The organism is Spartinivicinus poritis (assembly GCF_028858535.1).
Classification (GTDB): Bacteria; Pseudomonadota; Gammaproteobacteria; order Pseudomonadales; family Zooshikellaceae; genus Spartinivicinus; species Spartinivicinus poritis.
In genome coordinates, this window is the sequence record NZ_JAPMOU010000006.1 from 100708 (window position 1) to 122765 (window position 22058).

Annotated in this window: 18 protein-coding genes and 1 pseudogene; 14 read left to right on the forward strand and 5 right to left on the reverse strand. The window is 38.4% G+C overall.

Annotated elements, in window-relative coordinates:
- Positions 1–57 precede the first annotated feature (57 nt).
- The 11 genes and pseudogenes from ORQ98_RS07120 to ORQ98_RS29560 form a co-directional block, all read left to right on the forward strand.
- The gene (locus tag ORQ98_RS07120) at positions 58–7836 is read left to right on the forward strand and encodes an RHS repeat-associated core domain-containing protein (RefSeq protein ID WP_274688098.1); all 7779 of its coding nucleotides are present in this window, start codon (positions 58–60) and stop codon (positions 7834–7836) included.
- Positions 7837–7838: 2 nt separating this feature from the next.
- On the forward strand, positions 7839–8336 hold the full coding sequence (locus ORQ98_RS07125; protein WP_274688099.1) for a hypothetical protein: 498 nt from the start codon (positions 7839–7841) through the stop codon (positions 8334–8336).
- A 217-nt stretch (positions 8337–8553) separates the two neighbouring features.
- The gene (locus ORQ98_RS07130) at positions 8554–8706 is read left to right on the forward strand and encodes a hypothetical protein (protein ID WP_274688100.1); all 153 of its coding nucleotides are present in this window, start codon (positions 8554–8556) and stop codon (positions 8704–8706) included.
- Positions 8707–8725: 19 nt separating this feature from the next.
- Complete coding sequence (locus ORQ98_RS07135) at positions 8726–9424, forward strand: polymorphic toxin-type HINT domain-containing protein (RefSeq protein ID WP_274688164.1); 699 nt, start codon at positions 8726–8728, stop codon at positions 9422–9424.
- 2 nt (positions 9425–9426) lie between these two features.
- On the forward strand, positions 9427–9840 hold the full coding sequence (locus ORQ98_RS07140) for a hypothetical protein (RefSeq protein WP_274688101.1): 414 nt from the start codon (positions 9427–9429) through the stop codon (positions 9838–9840).
- Between the two features lie 53 nt (positions 9841–9893).
- Positions 9894–10514 carry a hypothetical protein gene (locus tag ORQ98_RS07145; protein WP_274688102.1) on the forward strand — a complete coding sequence of 207 codons (621 nt, stop codon included), beginning with the start codon at positions 9894–9896 and terminating at the stop codon, positions 10512–10514.
- A gap of 93 nt (positions 10515–10607) precedes the next feature.
- A complete protein-coding gene (locus ORQ98_RS07150; protein WP_274688103.1) occupies positions 10608–10943 on the forward strand; it encodes a hypothetical protein in 336 nt (111 codons plus the stop codon).
- A gap of 284 nt (positions 10944–11227) precedes the next feature.
- Complete coding sequence (locus ORQ98_RS07155; protein ID WP_274688104.1) at positions 11228–11569, forward strand: hypothetical protein; 342 nt, start codon at positions 11228–11230, stop codon at positions 11567–11569.
- Between the two features lie 147 nt (positions 11570–11716).
- Entirely contained in the window at positions 11717–11935 is a 219-nt protein-coding gene (locus ORQ98_RS07160; protein ID WP_274688105.1) for a nuclear transport factor 2-like protein, read from the forward strand.
- A 136-nt stretch (positions 11936–12071) separates the two neighbouring features.
- The gene (locus ORQ98_RS07165) at positions 12072–14258 is read left to right on the forward strand and encodes a tetratricopeptide repeat protein (protein ID WP_274688106.1); all 2187 of its coding nucleotides are present in this window, start codon (positions 12072–12074) and stop codon (positions 14256–14258) included.
- A gap of 21 nt (positions 14259–14279) precedes the next feature.
- A pseudogene (locus tag ORQ98_RS29560) lies at positions 14280–14417 on the forward strand (MGH1-like glycoside hydrolase domain-containing protein); the annotation flags it as partial.
- A gap of 153 nt (positions 14418–14570) precedes the next feature.
- On the opposite strand, the gene ORQ98_RS07170 reads toward ORQ98_RS29560, so the two are convergent.
- From ORQ98_RS07170 to ORQ98_RS07185, 4 genes are all read right to left on the reverse strand, one after another.
- The gene (locus ORQ98_RS07170) at positions 14571–15215 is read right to left on the reverse strand and encodes a ubiquinone biosynthesis accessory factor UbiJ (protein ID WP_274688107.1); all 645 of its coding nucleotides are present in this window, start codon (positions 15213–15215) and stop codon (positions 14571–14573) included.
- Positions 15216–15392: 177 nt separating this feature from the next.
- Positions 15393–16157: a bifunctional demethylmenaquinone methyltransferase/2-methoxy-6-polyprenyl-1,4-benzoquinol methylase UbiE gene (gene ubiE / locus ORQ98_RS07175; protein WP_180568888.1), complete on the reverse strand. Its 765-nt coding sequence runs from the start codon at positions 16155–16157 to the stop codon at positions 15393–15395.
- A gap of 12 nt (positions 16158–16169) precedes the next feature.
- On the reverse strand, positions 16170–16556 hold the full coding sequence (locus tag ORQ98_RS07180) for a gamma-butyrobetaine hydroxylase family protein (RefSeq protein WP_274688108.1): 387 nt from the start codon (positions 16554–16556) through the stop codon (positions 16170–16172).
- A gap of 107 nt (positions 16557–16663) precedes the next feature.
- Complete coding sequence (locus tag ORQ98_RS07185) at positions 16664–17284, reverse strand: hypothetical protein (RefSeq protein ID WP_274688109.1); 621 nt, start codon at positions 17282–17284, stop codon at positions 16664–16666.
- A gap of 173 nt (positions 17285–17457) precedes the next feature.
- Here ORQ98_RS07185 and ORQ98_RS07190 point away from each other — a divergent pair, with 173 nt between their 5' ends.
- The 3 genes from ORQ98_RS07190 (at position 17458) to ORQ98_RS07200 (ending at position 21609) form a co-directional block, all read left to right on the forward strand.
- Positions 17458–18180 (forward strand): hypothetical protein, encoded by a 723-nt coding sequence (locus ORQ98_RS07190; protein WP_274688110.1) that lies wholly within the window; start codon positions 17458–17460, stop codon positions 18178–18180.
- Between the two features lie 754 nt (positions 18181–18934).
- The gene (locus ORQ98_RS07195; RefSeq protein WP_274688111.1) at positions 18935–20551 is read left to right on the forward strand and encodes a hypothetical protein; all 1617 of its coding nucleotides are present in this window, start codon (positions 18935–18937) and stop codon (positions 20549–20551) included.
- Positions 20552–20808: 257 nt separating this feature from the next.
- Positions 20809–21609, forward strand: a complete 801-nt coding sequence (locus tag ORQ98_RS07200) for an extracellular solute-binding protein (RefSeq protein WP_274688112.1) — start codon at positions 20809–20811, stop codon at positions 21607–21609.
- A 56-nt stretch (positions 21610–21665) separates the two neighbouring features.
- On the opposite strand, the gene ORQ98_RS07205 is transcribed toward ORQ98_RS07200, so the two are convergent.
- The gene (locus ORQ98_RS07205; protein ID WP_342455188.1) at positions 21666–21956 is read right to left on the reverse strand and encodes a YopT-type cysteine protease domain-containing protein; all 291 of its coding nucleotides are present in this window, start codon (positions 21954–21956) and stop codon (positions 21666–21668) included.
- Positions 21957–22058 lie beyond the last annotated feature (102 nt).

Below are 22058 nucleotides of genomic sequence, written 5' to 3' on the forward strand. Positions count from 1 at the left end.
AGCATTTCGCTCAACTAATAGTCGTTGCCTTATTGAAGTTAATAAGACAGTAAATTTATGAATAAGATAAGCTCTATAGCCTTGGCTGTGATAATGGCCCAAGGTTTGGCTAGTAGCCATATAAATGCTGCTACCCATAAAGATGTTGCACCACTGGACAGGGTGGTTGTTGATGCGATTACTCAACGTAATAGTAGTGAAATTACTCTTTATAGTGTCTTTCGAGTGATTAATGAACAGGCAAGCCAAACGTTAACTGTACTAAACAAGGTTAAAGAAGGGACATTAACTGATAAAAATTTTATTAAACGTTATTTCGCCAAGCGGGAAGCGAATGCACAACTCGCTCAACAGATAACGAATTTTACCAGTTTAAAAAATGAACTAGAAAGCTTTGCTGATAGCAGTTTAGAAGATAGCAATGCAGTGGTCGGGCAAGTTGATCAATCACTGGATGCTTTAACCCAGGCACTGAATAAAATTACCGCAACCAGTAGTCAAGAGAGCCGGGTAACGGCACTAAATGAAGCAATTAATTTACTGCAAGATTTACAGTCTCCAGTAGATCAAAACAATTGGTTTAACTTACCTGCAAATCCTTATAAAAGCTTTGAATCAATCGAAGACTTAGTAGTTGTTCCTGCCCCAGCTGTTGGTGAACCACCGGCATATGTACAACAGCCGCCTAAAAGGTCATCACGACGTAAACGGTCCATTGCGTATGCTGAGGCACCACTACATTTAAACAATAACCCTGCTCGAACAACGAGCAATGAAGCTGCTCCCAATCATTCTGGAGCTGGTACTTGCTATGCCGATGGCAATATCAAAACGGGTGACTTAGATGCAGCACCTGATGTGCAAATTACTGATGAAATTAAGCAGCTAGCAAAAAAGCTGGACTATTCACCAATTAAAATCTTTGAATATGTTTCTAACAAAGTGTCATTTGAACCTTACCGAGGTTCTGTAAAAGGGACTAATTCAACACTTTGGAGTAAGGCGGGTAATGATGTTGACCAAGCCTCTCTGTTAATTGCGTTATTACGTGCCAGTAATATTCCAGCCCATTATGTACGTGGTAATGTATTTTTAGAAAACAAACCAGAGCATCTTAACTGGTTAAAAGTAAAAAAAATCAATGCTGCTTTTACTGTTATTAAGCGTGCTGGATTGCATATTAATAATCAAGCTGTATTAGTTGATGGTAATGCGGGGCTTGATTTTGATCATGTTTGGGTAGAAGCCTGTGTACCTTATGCCAACTATCGCGGTGACGGCGAGGGGAAACAAGGCTATCAATGGATGCCAATGGACCCCAGCTATGAAACCAATAAACATATTGCTGGGTTAAAACATGATGTTAAATTTGATTATAATGACTTTTTAAGTAAACGCACACCACAGCTCGTTCATGAGATTTATGAAGAGGCAATAGAAAAGTCGATTAAAGAAAAGCACCCTAATAAAACGGTTCATGATGTTGGGGATCGTTGGGAGCCCATTTATCGTAGCTTTTCACACTTGCCAGAGTCTTTACCCTATAAAGTTAAACAATTTTCCAGTTGGACTTCAGGTAACAGCCAATCAACGACTTCTGCATTGCCAGACAGCTATCGGGTAAAACTCAGTTTTGAAATTAATGGTAGTCAACGAGCCACTGTTAACTTAATTGATATGACCCAAAAGCGGGTAACATTATCATTTGCGGGTAGCACACCGCAGGCGCAACAAGCGTTGCAAGCCTGGCAACAAGGCAAGAGTGGTTTAACCTGTCCTAATAGCTATACAGTTAACCCTGTAATAAAAGTCGATGGTCAACCTATATCAATTGCGAACCAGCAAGCGATACCTTTGTGTCAGCATAATATTTTCAAGCCAGTTACATTGAAACTAGCCACAACAGTGGATGGTTATGACTTGGGTCATGTTGAATACAGAAATATTCAGCCACTGAATTACCATGCAATCCAGTCTTATGGTTTTCAGGCATCAGATCAGTATTTAGCTAAGCGTAATCAACGGTTATTAAAAGCCCTTAAAGCTAACCCTAACCCTTGGCAAAATCCGGATGATGTTGTTGGAGAATATTTAGATATTGTCCTGCTGAAATATATGCGGTACATCAATGATGCGACTAAACGTATTGCTCAGTTGGATAATAGTACCGGTTGGAATGGCCATCATATTGGATTAACAAGCACTGAAGCGAATATCCGCTATGTGTTTAATACGCCATTCGCCTTATACTCCAGAGGCTTTTTAGTGGATGTGCCTGGGGGAATCAGTCGTATAGCGGATCTTGAAACAGGTAAAACCAATGCTGAAACATTCAAGCTGGCTGGAATGGTGGGCTCTCAGTACGAAAGCTATATTTGGCAAGAAAATGCCTTGCTGGATGCGGTAAGTACTATTACAGGTATCCAAATCGCTCATCAGCAAAATATTCCAGTTCAAACCTTTACTGACGGCAATGCCTTTAAAAAATGGGCAAAAGCTTGTGCACCTAATACTAAACCTGCAGGTTGTTATCCGCCTCAAGCCATTGATCAGTTAGTTAATCGTTTAAAAACCAATGGCGGTAAATTAACAATTCCCCAGTACCCGATAGATTATGAAGGATGGGTCGGGCTAACATCGTTATATTTTCTAGAAGATAAAGCGAATGGGAAATTAAGTGCTTCATTTTCAATTGGCCAATACTCAGGTGGTTATGCGATTCCTGAAATGGGGATTAATCCTAATATTGTCAATGAAGCATTAGGCAGTGGTTATAATGTTGTACCGGAAGTCCAAGACTCATTTTGGTTTGATACAACTGATCATGCTTGGGCGAATGCAGCCAATGGTGATACTTCAAAATTAAACATTAAAGAGTCTTCTACACTAGCACCTGATTTAAATAGTTCGACAGGATCAGGGATAAACGAAGGAAATATTTATAGTGGTGACCCTGTTAATATGGTCACTGGTAATATGTATCACAAAGAAAGTGATTTTATATTACCGGCACGGGGGTTACCGATAATTTTTGAGCGCCACTATAATAGCCGTGGTAAAACTGATGGACCTCTTAGTTATGGTTGGACCCATAGTTTAAATCACTCTTTAGTCTTTATTGATGGTAAATCCAAAGATAATAAAACCTCTTCAGTGATTTGGGTTGATGGCTCCGGTGCAAAACGGTTTATTGGCGTACCTGCCAGCTCCGCAAATGCTGCTGGAATTACAACGTTAACTAAAGCCAATGCTGAAATTCCTAAAGGCTATTATTTTAGCTTTGAAAAAACAGCTGGTGGTTACAAATTAACTGAAAAAAATGGCTTAAGCTATTTATTCAGTAATGTAGCAGGCAAGGTAGGTGATAAAGCCCAGTTATTATCAATCACTGATAATAACGGTAATAAATTGAAACTAAATTATGCTAATAACCGACTAGCCTCTGTTACGGCGGCTGATAATCGTCAAGTTAATTTCAGTTATGACAGCAAAGGCCATATTACTCAAATAACTGACTGGAGTGGTAACACCTATCGTTATGAGTATAACCATTTAGGGGATTTAGTTCGTTATTTCAGGCCTGATAACCCCAAGGTAGCAGCGACCACTTATAGCTACTACACAGAAGCAGATGGCCCGAACGTTAATCACAGTATGAAAACGTTCGCTTATGCCAATGGCTATAAGATGACCTTTGAGTATTACGCTAATGGTAAAGCTTATCGCCATTACAATGCGTTAAATGAAACCGCATCGTTTAAATATAATGACTTCCGTCGTGAAGCTATTTTTACCAGTGAGCGTGGATTTAGCGAGCATTTCTTTTTTAATGAAAATGCCCTGCTAATTAAAAAGATTGATTTAAATGGCGGTGTTCATCGCTTTGGTTTTGATGATGAGCGTGACCCCTTCTTGCGCACCAGTTATACCAACCCAATGGGTCATAAAGTCAGTTACCATTATGATGATCAAGGTAGCCTGGTTGAGACTACCATGGCTTCTGGTAGCAAGGTGCAGTATCGATACCATAATGCTTTTGGTAGCCCAGGTATTGTAGAAAATGCCAGAGGTGATATTAGCCTGACCTTGTATAACGACAAAGGTCAAGCAACTGATAGTGTACGCTTTAAAAAGGGTTTTGGTGCAGGTATTAACCCAACGGCGTTAACCAGCGACTCTCTCACTCAGTATGCTGATAATATTATTAGTTGGTCTCGTTACCGTTATAACGAGTGGGGAAATGTAGTTGAGTCTCGTCAGGTTAAGGACTTCAACAACCCTAACTCTGGCCCTTACACGGTATTTGAATATAACGATACAACTAACAAGGTAAAAGGCGTATACCCAACCAGTGTTACCTATTATGGAGATATTAATGGTGATGGGGTAATTGGTGAAAAGGAAGGTTATGGCCCTTATTTCACTGAGTATGATGCACTGGGGCGCCCAACTAAAGGCGTAACGGGTGGCTTTTATCCTTTTGAAAAAACCTACAATGCCATTGGCCAGCCAACTAGCCACAAAGATGCTTTAGGCAATAAAGTCGCTTTTCAATACGACGCATCTGGCTTACCACTAAGTCAAAATGTAGCGGATTTTGTGGATGGTCAATATCAAATTTTTAGCCAGCAAACACTGAGCTATAACAAAGCCAACCGAAAAGTTGCAGTATCAAACCAAACAGGTGCAACCACTCGTTATCAATATGATGAAGTAGGTAATGTTGTTGGCATTACAAATCCTGATGGATATGTAGTGCAAATGGTGTATAACTCAGGCAATCAGCTGATCAAAGCGTATGATGCTGAGGGTAACACCATTAGCCATGACCTGGATATTTTAGGCCGAAAACGTTCAACGACTTATCCTGATGGCACGCAAGCCCAGTTTGTTTATTATGGTGCTGACAATAATGGCTGGTTAAAAACCACCATTTCACCAAGCCCAACTTCATTAACCGGTAAGCAAACCCACTACGAATACAACAAAAATGGTCAGGTGATTAAAGTCTCTGATCAGGAAGGACGTAGTACATTAACTGAATACGACAGTTTAGGTCGTGCTATACGAGTAGTGTCGCCAGTTTATGATGACAAACTACTAAAACGGGTCAGGCCAGTTACTCGCTATACCTACAACAACTTAGGCTTTTTAACTCAAGTTGAAGCAGGTTATACCAATGAGGCTGGTGATAAGTCGGCTGATCAGGTATCCGTACAAGCCACTTATACCTATGATGACTTTGGTCGTAAATTAACGGCAAGCAATGCCTTAGGTCATACCAATAAGTTTGAGTATGACGAGCACAGTAATTTAATAAAAAGTACTGATGCTGAAGGCCAAATAACCCTTTATCAATATGATGAAAGCGGTCTATTAAAAAGTCAGCGCACTCAGCCAGATAGCGATAATGAGTTATATCAAACCTATCAATATAATCGCTGGGGACAATTGCTACGTATTGCTAACAACGAGATGGCTTTACGTTATGGGTATGATGCAGCCCATCGGTTGGCAGAAGTAGAGGATACCCGTGCTGGTAAAATCTTATCTTATCAATACAGCTTAGGTGGGTTACTCAATAGCATTAGTGATAACGATGGCTTCCAGCAGCAGTATCAATATGATGCTGTTGGGCGGGTGAGCAGTGTATCGCTGGGTAATAAACGTCAAGTTAGTTACATTTATGATGAAGCAGGCCGTTTAAGCCATAAATTATTCCCTAATAATGTGCAGATGGCGTATAGCTATTTTAGGGATGGCAGCATAAAAGAAATAAAAACGGGGGTACCTGGTCAAACCGCTATTGAAGCCCATAGCTATAACTACAATGATAGAGGTAATGTCAGCACCTATAACCATCAGGTTAATGGTTTTATTAAAGATTGGCGCTCTTACCAATATGATGGTTTAAACCGATTAACCCAAGTCATTGACCGGAAACGCCGAGCCAGTATCCATAACCGTAATAATCCTAAACTGGCCATTGACCAAATCAATTATGACCCATTCGGTAATTGGCGAACGAGGGAACAATGGGGCAAAACCCTTAAATATACCCATAATGCCTTACATCAAATCACCAAAATTGATGAATTAGATGATGCCGGTGAGGTTAAAGCCACGACAGGTGAATTCAGTTACGATAAAAACGGTAACTTAATTAGCCGTAAAAATGGCGATGATATTTTAACCCTACACTACAACGCACTAGATCAACTAGTTAAGGCAGAAAGAAACAGTCAATTAACCGAAACCTACCGTTACGGCCCTACTGGTAAGCGGATAGAAAAAGTCAGTAATGGCGAGCAAACACGCTACCATTATGCCGGGCCAGATATTTGGGCAGAATACGGCAACAATTGGAAACAACCCAAAGCCCGTTACGGTTATGGCATTGGTATCGATGACCCGCTAGCCAGAATAACCGAACAAGGTGTTGCCTATTACCATAGTGATACATTGGGCTCCATTACCAGCACCACTAATACACAAGGTCAAGTATTAGGTAGCCAACGCTTTGATGCCTGGGGTAATCAATTAGCAACAACTGGTGAGGCAATCCGCACCTATGGTTACACTGGTCGTGAACCGGATGCCACAGGGTTAATTTATTATCGTAACCGCTATTATGATCCATCAGTTGGTCGTTTTACCCAACTAGACCCACTGGGTTTTGTGGACGGAGTAAACCGCTATGCCTATGTGATGAATAATCCAGTGGCGTATGTGGATCCGTGGGGGACTAATTCAGAAGCGCATACGCCAAATACATCTTCCTCATATTTGCATACAGTTGGCTCTTTTTTAATGCCAAATACCTTTGCTGAAAAAACGGAAGGTACTTGGACAGGCCAGATGATTGGCGGTGCAAAGGCTATTTATAATGAAGCTAAAGGCTTAGCCTCTATGCATCCTGCAGGTAGAGTTGTTAACTTCCTACCTGATGCAAACATTCCTGCTAATCAGCGTAAAGGTGCTGCTACTGTTGAAATTGTGTCTTTAGTTGGTGGACCAGCTAAGGTAGCTGCTTCAAGTGCTGCAAGGATAGGAGCTAAATTTACTTCAAAAGTAGGAAATTTGTTTAAGCGTGGTTGCAAGTGTTGTTTTGCAGCAGGTACGCCAGTATTAACAGCTAGTGGTAAACAATCCATTGAAACCATTGAAGAAGGCACACTGGTTTATTCGAAAGACCCTGAAACAGGAGAAGTAGCACTTAAACCCATCACTGATCGTATTTTAACTGAAGGTAAACCCCTATATACCTTAGTGCTAAAAAATACAGAAGGTGAAGAAGAAACGATTGAAGTAACGGATAACCATCCATTTTGGGTAATCGGGAAAGGCTGGGTCGATTCTGCCAAGCTTGAGTCAGGGATGCAGATAGAAGCTTTTAAAGGTAAGTCACTGGAAGTGGTAAGCCTGACAGAAGCTGGTCGAACAGAAGATACCTATAATCTGACAGTTGCAGATTTCCATACTTATTATGCTGGCGAGCAGCAAGCATTTGTGCATAATTGTGATTGCATTACAGCAGGGAAGAATTTTAAAGATCACTTTATTAGACATAAAAAAATCTTGGAAGATCAGTTAGGGACTAAATATCCAAAGTTTAAAAAAGACAGCGGAAGATTTTTAGAAGATATTGGAAAAGTTATTCAAGATGGAACTGTGCAATATGTTGGTAAGTCAACAGCTGGCAAAGATCAACCATTGCTAAACATATATAGAGGGAATGGAATGACTATAGCTACTAAAGAGAATGGTGAATTTGTAACGTTACTTGAGTCTGGCAAAGGTATGGATATACAATTTTCTCAATTTATGAAGGAATAAATATGACTGATAATATCTGGAATACGATCAAACACAAAAAGCTTGACGATATTATTCATATCGGCGTCGTTGACTTCGAAGACAAAATTGCAGAAGTAACAACATTTCATACACATTTGTTTCTAGAAGTAGGTCAAGTATTCGTTAAATTAGAGTCAATTGAGCAATATTCAAGACTTAAGACTAGCATCACAAAAGAAGTAGACTTCACTTTTGACTTTGAAATTGAAGAAGAAATGTCACTATGTAAATACTCAGCAGCTAATGTGTATATGACTAGTTCATTGGCTGATAACAAAATTGACTCAATAACTTTTTATGGTGCTGAAAGTGTTTCCAATCAAATTGAGTGCTTAGCATTATCTATAAAATTAGATAATGGTCAGGTACTTTTTTTTGATCCAACTTATTTGTTTGGTATCAAAGTCGGAAGCATAAAGGAAATAGATAAATTTATAGAAAATTCTTCAAACCATGAAATATCAATAACTAAACTTTAAATAATAAGGACATCCTATAAAATTTTTTGTGATACTGGAGAGAATGGTTCATTGCGTCCAATTGTTTTAATGAGAGTAGTTGCAAAAGACTAAATAAAAGCTTCATCTAAGACCAAATTAATTGTCAAATAAAAGGGTATGTTGGTATGACACATGCCCATAGATAACAGGTGTCGCTAGATGCGACGCCTTTTTACCACTTTGTATTAATCATTTTGTGAGGCGAGCGTTTTTATGTGGTGAAGATCAATTGACAGGCCAGTCATTTGAGCATCGTCGCCAGTGGGTGGTTGATCGTTTAACAGAGTTGGCAGCAGTGGATAACCTCAAAGTGGCAACAGGCAATGATCACCATATGGTAATCCATTGAAACCATTGAAGAAGGCACACTGGTTTATTCGAAAGACCCTGAAACAGGAGAAGTAGCACTTAAACCCATCACTGATCGTATTTTAACTGAAGGTAAACCCCTATATACCTTAGTGCTAAAAAATACAGAAGGTGAAGAAGAAACGATTGAAGTAACGGATAACCATCCATTTTGGGTAATCGGGAAAGGCTGGGTCGATTCTGCCAAGCTTGAGTCAGGGATGCAGATAGAAGCTTTTAAAGGTAAGTCACTGGAAGTGGTAAGCCTGACAGAAGCTGGTCGAACAGAAGATACCTATAATCTGACAGTTGCAGATTTCCATACTTATTATGCTGGCGAGCAGCAAGCATTTGTGCATAATGAGTGCCCTTGTAGTAAGGCAAGTGAATTACCTCTTATTAAGCAAGGGTCAAAAGCATGGAGTAAAGCTGTTGATTCTATAAGAAATGCTACAGGACATGCTGTTGATGGCAGTGGACATAATTTTCGTGTTACTTCTCAGCGAGATGCTAAACAGTTGGTTAAAGATGCTTTTGGAAATAAGCTACCACACCAGAAACCTCAAACTAGAGGGACACACGGTTACGAATATCATAGAGGGAATGAAACAGGGACTGTGCCATTTAGTAATGATTTACAGCATATTAAATGGTATGACTGGCGTTCTGGAAAAAATACCGGAGCTGATGGGCATGTCTTCTTTGATATATGGAATTAATTATGTTGGATGATGATCAATTTTCAAATATTTTTGGTCTTTCTCTTCCTCTCGATGAGACGAAGATTGTTTTAGAAAAATTTAAAAATAAATTTCGAAAAGAATTTATAAAGAAAGATATATCTACGCACGGCTTAATTTGGAGTAATTTTAAGGGAGCTGTAAATTGGGTAAAGTTAGATGAAATTAAAGACTTTGATCCAGACCCGTGTTATGTTTATATTGAAGCACGGAAAAGATCAAAACTATATACGAGGAATTTTTTAAAGTTTAGAGAATATCTATTGAATAGGGATGATGGTAGATATCCAGCTATATACGTGTTTGACATTAATATGGTGGAGTGCATTTGTGATACTGGAGAGAATGGTTCATTGAGTCCAATTGTTTTAATGAGAGTAGTTGCAAAAGACTAAATAAAAGCTTCATCTAAGACCAAATTAATTGTCAAATAAAAGGGTATGTTGGTATGACACATGCCCATAGAGAACAGGTGTCGCTAGATGCGATGCCTTTTTATCATTGTATTACCCGCTGTGTGAGGCGGGCGTTTTTATGTGGTGAAGATCAATTGACAGGCCAGTCATTTAAGCATCGTCGCCAGTGGGTGGTTGATCGCTTAGCAGAGTTGGTGGATATATTTGCAATTGACCTCTGTGCTTATGCGGCGATAAGCAATCATTATCATATTGTTGTTCGTATTAATAACCATCGAGTAGAAGAGTGGAGTAATCATGAGGTGGTTGAACGCTGGATGAAACTTTATAACGGTAACTTTTTAGTTAATCGGTGGTTAAATGGTGAAACGGGTAAAGCAGAAAATTTGGTAGTGAATGAAATTATTCAGCTATGGCGCAAGCGACTTTGTGATTTAAGCTGGTTTATGCGTTGTTTAAATGAGTTTATTGCACGCAAAGCGAATAAGGAGGATAATTGTAAAGGTCGTTTTTGGGAGTCTCGTTTTAAGAGCCAAGCCTTGTTAGCAGAAGAAGCTCTGTTAACCTGTATGGCCTATGTGGATTTAAATCCTATTCGGACTAAGTTGTCTGACAGGCCAGAAACTTCTGATTTTACTTCGGTACAAAGTTGAATTCAGGCCCGACAGAAGAAAAAAGTAATTAAAAAAGTTAAAACCTCAAAAAGAGCTACGAAACAAAAATCAACAGAAGAAAATAAACCACCAGTGTTGTTACCTTTTAGTGGTAATATTAAACTTGAGCTTGATCCAACCTGTGGTATTTATTTTCATGAGAGTGACTACTTTGATTTAGTTGACTGGAGTGGTAGAGCTATTCGTGAGGACAAACGAGGATCAATTCCTGCTCATATCCCTCCTATTTTGCAGCGATTAGGCGTTGATGTAAATACTATGCAACAACTGACCCGTCAGTTTAACAGGGTGGTGGGTCCCAAGGAAAAAATACAACAACTGAGTCGTCAATTAGGGCAAACTTGGTTAAAGGGAATACGTTCTGCGCAGCAATTATTTTCTATTCCTATAAATATCTCATCTGTTTAACTAAAGCTAATTTGTGTTTATAATACCAGCTGTTTGTTGTTCTTTAGCAATTTGGTACTTAAAAGACTTGCTTTCAAGGTTTACTATCAGTTGAACTTTTCTGCTATTGCTATGAAGCGAATAGGTAGTTAGTTGTTTATATGTTTTGCATGTCATAACTATTCGCTCATCTTTTTCCGATGTTCTTGATTACTTAAATATAAATTACTGAAAAAACTATGTATATCAGTCAAATTAGATGGCCTGAAGATAATGAAAATATCATGAAACTGTACCTCAATTTCATGATTAAAGTTCTAGAAAAACTAGATATTGGTTTTCCTGATGAACTACCGAATGCATTGCAAGTTGCTAGTGATTTTCAGCATGGAAATATATCGGAAGAAGAGTATTCTAAAATTTTAGAAAAGTTCTGGGCTTATATTGACAGTAGAGATGCAATTCGGGATTTTAGTAGTGAAGCCATTTTAAGTTCTAGAATTGGAATTTCGCTTTTATCAGCTAATAAAGGGCTGGATGAAGTGGATCAAAAGCTTTTTTGGTTTTTTGAGTTATTGGACTTTTTGAAAATAGATCTTCGCGAGCCTATGAGTTTGATGAAACGACATTTTGAGTTTGAAAAATAAACTAGTGCGCTTATGATTAATTGATACACCTATTAAAATTTTTAATGAAAGAGCTACTTTTTTAAGGTTTTTAATTCGTGGAAGTTAACTAATAGCTTAGACAAAGGGCTTTTTGCTGAAGATTTCAAATACATTGGGCCATCAAGTATGATTGACGCAAAAGTGTGGTTAGAGCTTGATGATGAAGCAACTTCTAAAGATGTAGAGCTGAAAAAAGTAGTAATTGAAGGGGACCAAGGAGCTATGCTTTTTGAAATGACAGATGAATTCACGCTTCTAAGATATAGGTTCTGTTGGTTTCTTAAAGTAAAGCAAGGGAAAGTAACGGAGCTTATAGAAATAAAAGAGCCTATTGAAACTCCATAAGTCCAAAGCCAACCATCAGCGGGCTTATTCGTTCTATTTACTAAGCAGATAGAGCAATCTCAAAAAAATTCATTATCATTTATTTTTAGTGAATGAAACATAAATTACCGACCAAAACCTAAGGCCTCAGCATTACATGTTATTGAACCGTATTTATTTAACTATTTGTGCGTTAACATTAACTACACAAATATACGCTGATATAAGACAACCCAAAACTTCAGAAGTAGTTGATGAAAAACGGAGTATACTTGATGAACAGTTATTTTCAGAAAAGGAAAAAAGGGCACTATCAAAACTTTATTATTTTTATAGCACTGCTGTAAGTTGGTATTTTGATGAAAAATTAGCTTCTTCTGGATCAAGTTACTCAATGCTAAAGTTAGGTAGAACGGCACTTGAGCTTGAAGCTTACTCAGAAGCTATGATGTGGTTTGAACAGGTAGCTAAATACAATGTACCAGATGCTTATGGACACCTATCTTATCTATATCATACAGGAAAAGGTGTTGCCCAAGATTATAACAAGACGTTTCAATTAATGTATAAAGCAGCAGAGCTAGGAAGTATACAGGCTCAAAAATCTGTTGCTGATTTTTATAGTGATGGAATAGGAACTAAAATTGACTATAAACTAGCATTTTCCTGGTACCAAAAAGCAGCAGAAAATGGTTTAGCAGAAGGATTTTGTAGACTTGGGATTCTGGCTCAATATGGCTTAGTTCCTGAAAAAGATATTGATGCAGCTGTGGGGTTTTTTAAACAAGGAGTTACTCTCAATGATCCGTGTTCTCAAAATGAACTGGGAGTTATGTATAGAAATGGTAAGGGTGTAGAAAAAAGTAATGAAAAAGCATTTGAGTTGTACAAAAGGTCTGCATATCAAGGGTATTTAATAGGACAAAATAATCTGGCCTCTCTATATGGTAATGGAATCTATGTTGACCAAGACTACCAGAAAGCTATTTATTGGTATACAAAGTCTGCTCAATATGGGAATGAAATAGCAGTAGCGAATCTTGGACGATTTTATCGTTATGGCTTAGGTTTTGAAAAAGACTGTAAGAAGGCAGTTGAATTATTGACTTATTCAGCTGAAAGAAACTATGTCCATGCCCAAGTAGAATTGTCTAAGGTTTACTATGAAAATGACTGTGAAGATATGGAAGTGGACTATACTGCATCTGCAAGGTGGGCTAAACTCGCTGCTGAGCAGGGGAGTGTTGAAGGGCTTAGGCGATATGGTGTTAGCTTATATTATGGCAAAGGGCTAAAGAAAGACGTAAAGAAAGCAATTGAATTATTTTCGCGAGCAGCAGATAAGGGAGATATGGCAAGTATTCGTAATCTTGGAGTTGCTTTGGCTGAACAAGGAAAAACTTCTGAAGGTATTGAATTGCTTGAAAAAGCAGCAGATAGTAATGATGTTTTGGCACAAAAAGAGTTGGTTAAACAGTATATTGCTTTAAAGAATAAAGAAAAAGCTGTTCATTGGACGAAAATACTAGCTGATAATGGTGATCACTTAATGCAGTACACAATGGGTGTTGCCTATCTAAGGGGAGATGGTGTTGAAGCGAGCATTGATAGGGCGCTAATGTATTTACAAAAAGCTGCTGAACAAGGCGTTGAGGAGTCTTTGAAAACACTCACCTTTATGTACGAAAATGGGAAAGCAGTAGAAAAAGATTTAACAGAAGCTTTCAAATGGTATAAAAAATATGCTGAGTTTGGTAATGCCTTTGCACAATTGAAAACATCAATGATGCTTATGTTTGGGCAAGGTACGGAAATAAATATCCCAGAAGGGGTAGACTGGCTTGAAAAAGCAGGTGAGCAAGGGTCTATACAAGCCCTTGAAAGACTAGCTACTATGTATAAGTATGGTCGGTATGTTGATAAAGATTTAAATAAGGCATTTGAATTAAATAAAAAATTAGCATTTGCTGGTCATGCAAATGGTCAAAATGAGATGGGTATTGCATATCAATTTGGGCAGAATGTAAGTAAAGATTTGAGTCAAGCCTTTAATTGGTATCAGAAATCAGCTAATCAAGGTCATATGGCTGCCCAAACTAATATAGGTGTTTTGTATTATAATGGTTGGGGAACTGAAAAATCATATCAAGAAGCCGCAAAGTGGTTTGAAAAATCAGCAGAGCAAAATTTTGATTTTGGCGAGTTTTGGTATGGAAAAATTCTTGCGGAAGGAAAAGGGGTTGAAAAGAGTATTGAAAAGGCAAAATACTGGTTAACTAAGGCTAAAGAGCAAGGTAATAAAAGGGCGGAAAGATTACTAATACAATTGAAATTAGAAACTTAAAATGTAGCTAACGAATTTAATAGTTATATGCCTTTTCCTTCAGCTTCGCAAAGTAGCCCGGGCTTTAAACCAAATGGCTATTGGCAAGGAGCTGTTTGGCTTGACCAGGCTTATTTCAGTATATCAACTATGGCTTTAACAAAGAAGCGCGATTATTAGCAGATAAGCTGATCACCCATGGTAAAGGAGTGACGGCAGTTGGTGTACCTCTTTATGAAAACTACCGCCCTCTCACTGGGGAGCCTTTGGAGTCGCCAAATTTTAGTTGGTCTGCAGGGCACTTTTACTTGTTATATCGGGCGTTAAACACAGCTATGAGCTTTTAGTATTTGTCGCTTTGTCTAGCTGCGCAGCTAGCCTTTTTACTCGTGCGGTTAGTCGATCCGTAGCCAGTTTTAATTCATCTATGTCGTCAAAAAAGCATTCTACTTCGTTGCGTGAAGGAAGCTGGCGTAATTCTTCTTGTAGATACTCAGATAAGTTTTGCTGAAAAGTGTTGGCAGTTTTTTGGGCAAAGGCTAGTCCGCTACGCACCCCTTGGCCAAGGGTGTGGGCAAATACTGGCCCAGTGTATTTTGCCAGCCAGCCCTCCCAGTCCAATTGGCTGTTTTGTAGTATTTGCTGGATTTGCATGGCAAAATCGCTACTGCCAATAATCTGCACTGCACCACCAAATAACTGGTTATTTTTATCTTGGCTGACTAGCAGTTGTAATAAGGAAGGGCCTGTGCCTGAAATACAACAGGTAATTTCTGCTTCGTGGTGGCTTTTCAGTCTGACACCTTCTGCTGTTGGTTCAAGATAAATGACCAGTTGAGGCATGGTGCATTGAATGCACAGGGTTTTGCCGGATAGTTTAGCCAGTTGTTCTAAAGCAATAGGGTCAAGCCGTAAAATCCGGTTAATGGCTGTTTCTATAGAAGCAAAAGCTGCGGTTGTAATAATTGAGCTGGCCATTATAAAAATACTATCCTCTTACCTCATAATTCCTTGAAGGCTTGGTATTTTATATGGAGTGATAGGGTATTTTGTAGCTGTGGTCGGGATACCACTTTAGCTCTAAAGACCATGGATGGTCTTGTAGAGCGGCGGAAGAATACCCTATTACTCCATATGATTTTATTAAGGGTGCCTCTAAGGCTTTATTCCTTTATGCACAGCCACAATCCCACCCGTTAAGTTATGGTAGGTCGCTCTAACAAAGCCGGCATCAACCATCATTTCTTTCAGGGTTTCTTGATCTGGATGCATCCTAATCGACTCGGCCAAATAACGATAGCTCTCTGAATCATTAGTGACGAGTTTGCCCAAAGCCGGTAATACAGAGAAAGAATATAAATCGTACGCCTTGCTTAATAATGGGTTGTCAGTTTTTGAAAACTCTAATACCAGCAGCCGGCCACCAGGCTTTAATACCCGTAACATCGAGCGCAATGCGGCATTTTTATCTGTTACGTTTCGTAAGCCAAAGGCAATGGTAATGCAATTAAACGTATTATCAGCAAAGGGTAAACATTCGGCATTGGCTTGGACAAATTCAGTGTTATCAACAATGCCACGGTCGATTAATTTGTCACGGCCTACGGTTAACATGGAATTATTGATATCTGCCAAAACTACCCGACCGGTAGGGCCTACCAATTTAGCAAACTGAAATGCTAAATCACCTGTGCCACCGGCAATATCCAACACCTGGTGGCCTTGCCTGACAGCGCTGAGTTCGATGGTAAACCGCTTCCATAAACGATGGACACCTAGCGACATCAAATCATTCATAATGTCGTATTTTTGGGCAACGGAGTGGAAAACCTCAGCAACTTTTTCAGCTTTGTCTTTTTTCGCAACGGTTTGATAGCCGAAGTGAGTAGTATCTTCTGCTTGCTCTTGCTGTTTTGTCATCACATGCCCTCGTTAAAGATCGACTAACTTTACCACACTGGTGTCTGGGTCTCGACTGGCACCTGCCTCGTGAAGCGCTGTTAAATACTGTTGCCAAAGTTTATCTTGGTTAAGGCTCAGTTGCTGTAAGTATTCCCAGGTATACAGCCCACTGTCATGACCATCATCAAAAACCAGTTTGAGTGCATAGTTGCCAACGACTTCAACACCCGTAATTGCCACATTGGCTTTACCCGTTTGTAAAATAGGCTTGCCGTGGCCACGCACTTCCGCAGATGGAGAGTGAACACGAAGAAACTCGCAAGTTAAGGTATAGCGTTGGTCGGCATAAACCAACTCCAATGTTTTAGAGCGTTTATGCAGTTTGATATCTTGTGGAATCGGTGCTGTGGTTGTCATGGGTAAATCAGTTTTAATAACAATTTAACCCAGTTTACACCGAAATAAAGCAAAGAGAGATAGCTATTCGCTGTTTAGTGTTTTTATTGAGCAATGAGAGCTGGCCTTTAATAACCATTAAACTCAAAACTAAATGATGTTGCTGCCGTCTTACTGGCAGGGACAATAGACTGCAAGTGGCGAGAAACTTCGCCTAATGACATACCTGGCTGAAACCGTTGCATCAGCTGTTGAAACACATTATTTGGGCTATTGTAAGCCTTATTGATTTGAGTGATATTTTGCAGATAGCTAACAGTGGGTTGGTTCTGTGCAAGTTGCTTAAAGCGTTGGGTAAAAAGCTCATCACTATTGAGCTTGGAAGCAATTGCGTTTGCCATATCGGGAGTTAGATAAGAGTCCACTTTAACTTCATTAGCATCATTTAATGAAACCTTCAGATAAGTTGACTCTAACAATCCCATGTCTTTCAAAGTATGTTGCAGTTGAGCTTTTAACGAGTCAATGGTTTGGCGAAGCTCGGTCTGGTAGCTAGCTAACTTGAAATCCCTATGTAACTTAAGGCTGGGCGAATTGATCTGCCCTGAGAGATGAATAGACTCAGGGCTTGCAGCTTTGTTATTGCTTTCACCTTGTTGGTGGCCCGTTTGAGAATTAACCTTTGCCTGCTGGCTCCCTTCGTGTCTGGCATGGTCGATTATGGGGTGAGTATTAGTTGTTACGTTCATAGTTAGCCGGTAATTGTTTGCCGTTTATTGATAGTTAGTAGCTATCCAGCAATAAGTGTACCCGTTTAATTTTAAGTGGTAATGCTGTGGTGATGTTCTAATCTAATGAGCTTATAAAACCATAAAAATACCTATTAAAAGAAAAGCTTAATTAGTAAAAGGATAATACGCTCATGTTAAGGATAATATTAATAACATTTATCATTTTATTTTCTATCACCAGCTTCGCTGACCCCCCTAAAGAATATCAATGGACACAGGGGCGTTATGAGCAAGATATGGGACTAACCGCTTTTAATGTTTGTTATTTAACAGGGGTCAAAGGGGCTTTTGAAAGCAGAAATGAAATTGTCAGAGTTTATCAAAATAATGGTAAATATTATTTAGGAGGTACTTCACGCCAACAGGGAGTAGGGGGATGGGCAATGTGTGTGGGTTCATTTTATGGTAGCTCCTCATTTACGGCTTTCAACTGGTTAAGTAGCCAAGGTGGTGGCACACAAATGGTGCCAAATAATACCCATCGTTGCTTTTTAACGGGTTTAGCTGGGTCATTTAATAGCAGCCAGGATCAAGTGGGCATTAATCGAATGAGTAACTCCTGGGTTTTGGGTGGTAATGTAAATAGTGATGAACTGGAAGCTTGGGCTGGTTGTGTTAAAAACCCATTATCTATTTTTTGGACACAAACTTTTATCTGGCATCATGGTAGTCCTGAAGTGGTCATGACTAATGCTAATGATTCCATGTGCTTTTTGCATAGTGTTAAAGGGAAATTTGATGCTTTTTACGACTGGGCAAGAATTACAGTAAAGAATGGTAAGTTTGTTTTGTCGGGTTCATTCTTTAGACCAGGTGTCTCCGCAACAGCGATTTGTACGCCTAGGCTGTTGTAAAAAGTTAAAGTGAGATTTTCAAGTCTACCAAAATAAGTACTAGCCTGAATATTTCACCAAACCACATAAAAATTCCATATGGCCTACTAGAGTCATTGGTATCTGATGATGTATTCGGACTAGAGAAATAGTTTCTATCGAAAATAAGTAATTAATAAAGGAGTAAGTTTATAAGTATATTATTATATTTGAAATTAATTATGTTCGTTGAATCTTCTAGGGTAATTAATTAATCGTTTAATTAAACAGCTGTTGTCTTCTTTGTTTGGATTGTGTGATAAATACCTAATAATGAGATTAAATGCATTTGAAGTTGTCAGTTGTATAAAAATCATCGACCACAAAAACAAGAATACATGTTTGTTACTTTAATATAACTTTAGGTGTTCTTTAATTGTTTTAAGAAAACCCTGCTCTGATTCAGCATTGCACATGTTTTTTGTGGCGCATGTGTTTTTATAGTTTTGGAAAGGATGTGTTGTTATTAGTTGTTTTCTAAGGAAGGTGGAAGCTCAGATTATGCATATTACCAAGCAGCTGTGTATCTGCTGATATTGTCGGAATATTATTGAGCATTATATTTATTGTTGCATATTTATATTGCTCAGTCTGAATAGTTTGCTTCAAGGTGTTCCAGTACAGTATTTGGAGCGGGTTCTCTATAAGTAATTTAAATGTATTTCATATACTAAGTTTTTTGTAGATATAAATTTGGTATCGACAGCAGTATTCTATTACTTGTTGAGGAAAAGCAATGTACTCAAATTCAATTAATTCCAATTCACCTGTACAGAATTATCCGGCACAGGAAATATCTTCAACTAACCAAGGACAATTAAATGGTAGAGAAGTTTCCTATAACTCAGCAAGTCAGAATTCTAGTGCGTTATATAATAATGCGACTGATCAAGACAAAAGTGAAAATAAACAAGCGAGCTCGCTTGATGGGAGATTAGATAAGCCAAAAGTAACCCTGTTAATAGATGGAAGCGCAGAAAAAACAAGAACTTTATTTTTTAATACAACGGGTTTTGATCAACCGGTCAGAAATTCAGTAATATACAATGGTCAGTTTGAGACTCCTTTTATAGAGAAATACTCAAAAGATGAGATACCACCTACTGATACGAGATGGTCAGTTAAAGATGGTGCATTAAGCTCGGGTATCAATCGGTTTAGAATTTCTGAAGGCGGGGAAACAAAAACACAAGAAATTTTGAGCAAAGTCATTAAAAATAAACATAGCGCTAAGGATTTGAAAGATCTAATAACTGGTTTTGATGGGAGTAATTTAAGTCGAGAAGATAAGCTTAAAGCAGTGAATGACCCAGTTAGAAGGGTATTTGAAAGCTATTATGCCAAGAATGCAATGGAGAGCATATTTTCAGATCCTGCAAAATATAACAAATATTTTGAGTTTTCAGAGAAACAAGCCAATTATATTAGAAATAACTTTTTACCTGAAGACATTGTTAAAAGTTTTGATAAGGCTTGTGCAGGCGAGAAAAGTGACTTTGATGCCCAATTTCGTGCTTTTCTGCCAAGGGTGAAGGAAACCATAGAAACGTTGAGTGGTTTGACACCGGATGCTAAAACTAAACTGCTTAAAGTTTATCAAAACAGATATTTGAACCTATATTTGAGAAACAATGAAGAAGCAAGTGCTAAGTTGCCAAAAGAGCATTGGGACGGTATTTTTGACCTGTTTAAGGCCCCAGGTAAAGGTAGGGTTGAAATCAAAATAGCAGAAGGAGATATGTTCAGGCAAGCTGATAGCCAGTCTGTTGGACTATTACGAAATTTTGATGCTTCTCCAGCAGATCTTCGTCTTAATCAACAGTTTTCTATTAAGTATAAAGATGACTACAAAGGTAGTATGGAGTCAGGTAAACATACCCGTTGCCCAGATAGGCTAGAAATATCTGATCCTGACCATAGAGATAATAATATTGAAGGCTCCTATACAAAACAACTTTTTGATAAAGGGGTAGGCACCTATATAAACGGTCCTTCAGGCACTATTTTAATTGAGCATGGTGCTATAAGAGCTTGCAAAGAGCTACATAAAAATGCCGACCCAAGAGGTTTGGAAGATCATTTAGAGTTACAAGGATTAATGTTTGTGTATTTTGATGGTGGCCATTCAATGAATGAAATTCAGTATGCACTTGCAGATGATAGAGTGACAGGTAAGCTGCATGAGGCATTTGATGGTAGAGAAGAGTTTAAAAATATTGCCCAAAACCTGTTTCAAGAGCCAAGCATTTTGGAGAAGTCAGCAAAGGATGCAGCAGTTTTTTATAACAGTTTACGAGCAAAAGATGATGTACACGCAGAGTTAAGAAGCCTTGGCCAATTTGTTAAAGTTTAGCTTGTTGCTAAAAGCCGCTAATAAGCGGCTTTTTTTGAATCTTTAATACATGTATGTCTTCCATGATAGGATTTGGTTACAGTCTTTTGCTATCGTTTATTCCCTCATCTTTTATTATTTTTTAAAGCTGAATAGTTCATCTCAAAGCCCGCAATGATGTAATCATTATTGAAATATATCAAAAAAGCTGCGTTCTCTATGAAGTAACTACTCCTAAGGTTAATAATTAAAAGTCTTATATATTAAAAGGTGCTGTTATGTTTTCTATTAAAAAGCTTACACTGGGTTTATCTGTTGTTTTATCATCTACCTTTGTGAATGGAGCTTCTCTACATAACCCAAAAGTTGAACATCAGCCTAAAGATGGGGTTGTGACCGTGTTTGGGCCAGGCGGACCGCACACGGCTTTAATTAGAGCAGGCAAGGCCTTTCAAAAGAAAACGGGGACTAAAGTTGAAGTTGTTTTTGGGCCTGAATATAAGTGGACAGAGAGAGCTCAGAAGTCAGCAGATATCATTTTTGGTTCATCTGAGCAATCAATGACGGCTTTTACTGAAAATTATAAGTTTTTTGATGAAAAAGATGTTGAGCCTATTTATATTCGACCTGCGGTGATTATTGTTAAAGAAGGCAATCCTAAAAAAATAACTGGTTTTAAGGATTTGCTTAAACCTGGTATGAAGGTAGTTGTCACAGAAGGTAAAGGTGTTTATAACACTTCAGGTACAGTTGTGTGGGAAGATATTGCAGGTCGCTTAGGTAAGTTAAATGATGTAAAAATGCTTAGAGCTAATATTATTTCTTATGAAAAAGGTAGTGGTGCAAGTTTTAGAGCCTTTAAAGGTAAGAATGCTGATGCTTGGATTACCTGGGCTCACTGGGCTTTAAACCACACTGATAAAACAGATTATGTGGAAATCGAACCAGAACGAAGAATTTATCGAGATATGAATATTGCTATTTCGTCAAAAGCGGATAAAGAAGCAACAGCATTTGCTGAATTTTTAAAATCGAAAGACGCACTAAAAATATTTGAATCTGAAGGCTGGATTAAGTAATGTAAAATTGCTCTACAAGATAATACTTAATTCTGTAGAGCAATATTTAATTGTTGTTAAAGTGGCTCTACATTAGTAATAGAAACAGTATGCGGCTGTAAAAAATCGTATTTTTGTAATTCAAAAGCAATGGCCTTGCTCAAATCGTGTTTTTCACCATAAACGGTTGCTCTTTCGTTAGGGTCAAAGAATATCGAGAGCCCTTCAGTATTTTCATAAAAAGCCATTGCATGGGCACCCACTGAGCCGCTAATAGTGAGAAGGTAGCAAGGTAACTGAGCATGTTCACTTCTTATTATTTTTGATACGATTTGTGATGGGTATAGTATGTTGACTATTGAATGGATAAATTTGTGATTACGACATGACGTGGATTAAATAGGTATACAGAAGAAAAACAGTTTTTATTAGGATTTGCTAAATTTTTATAAGGGCAAACTGTGAGCTTG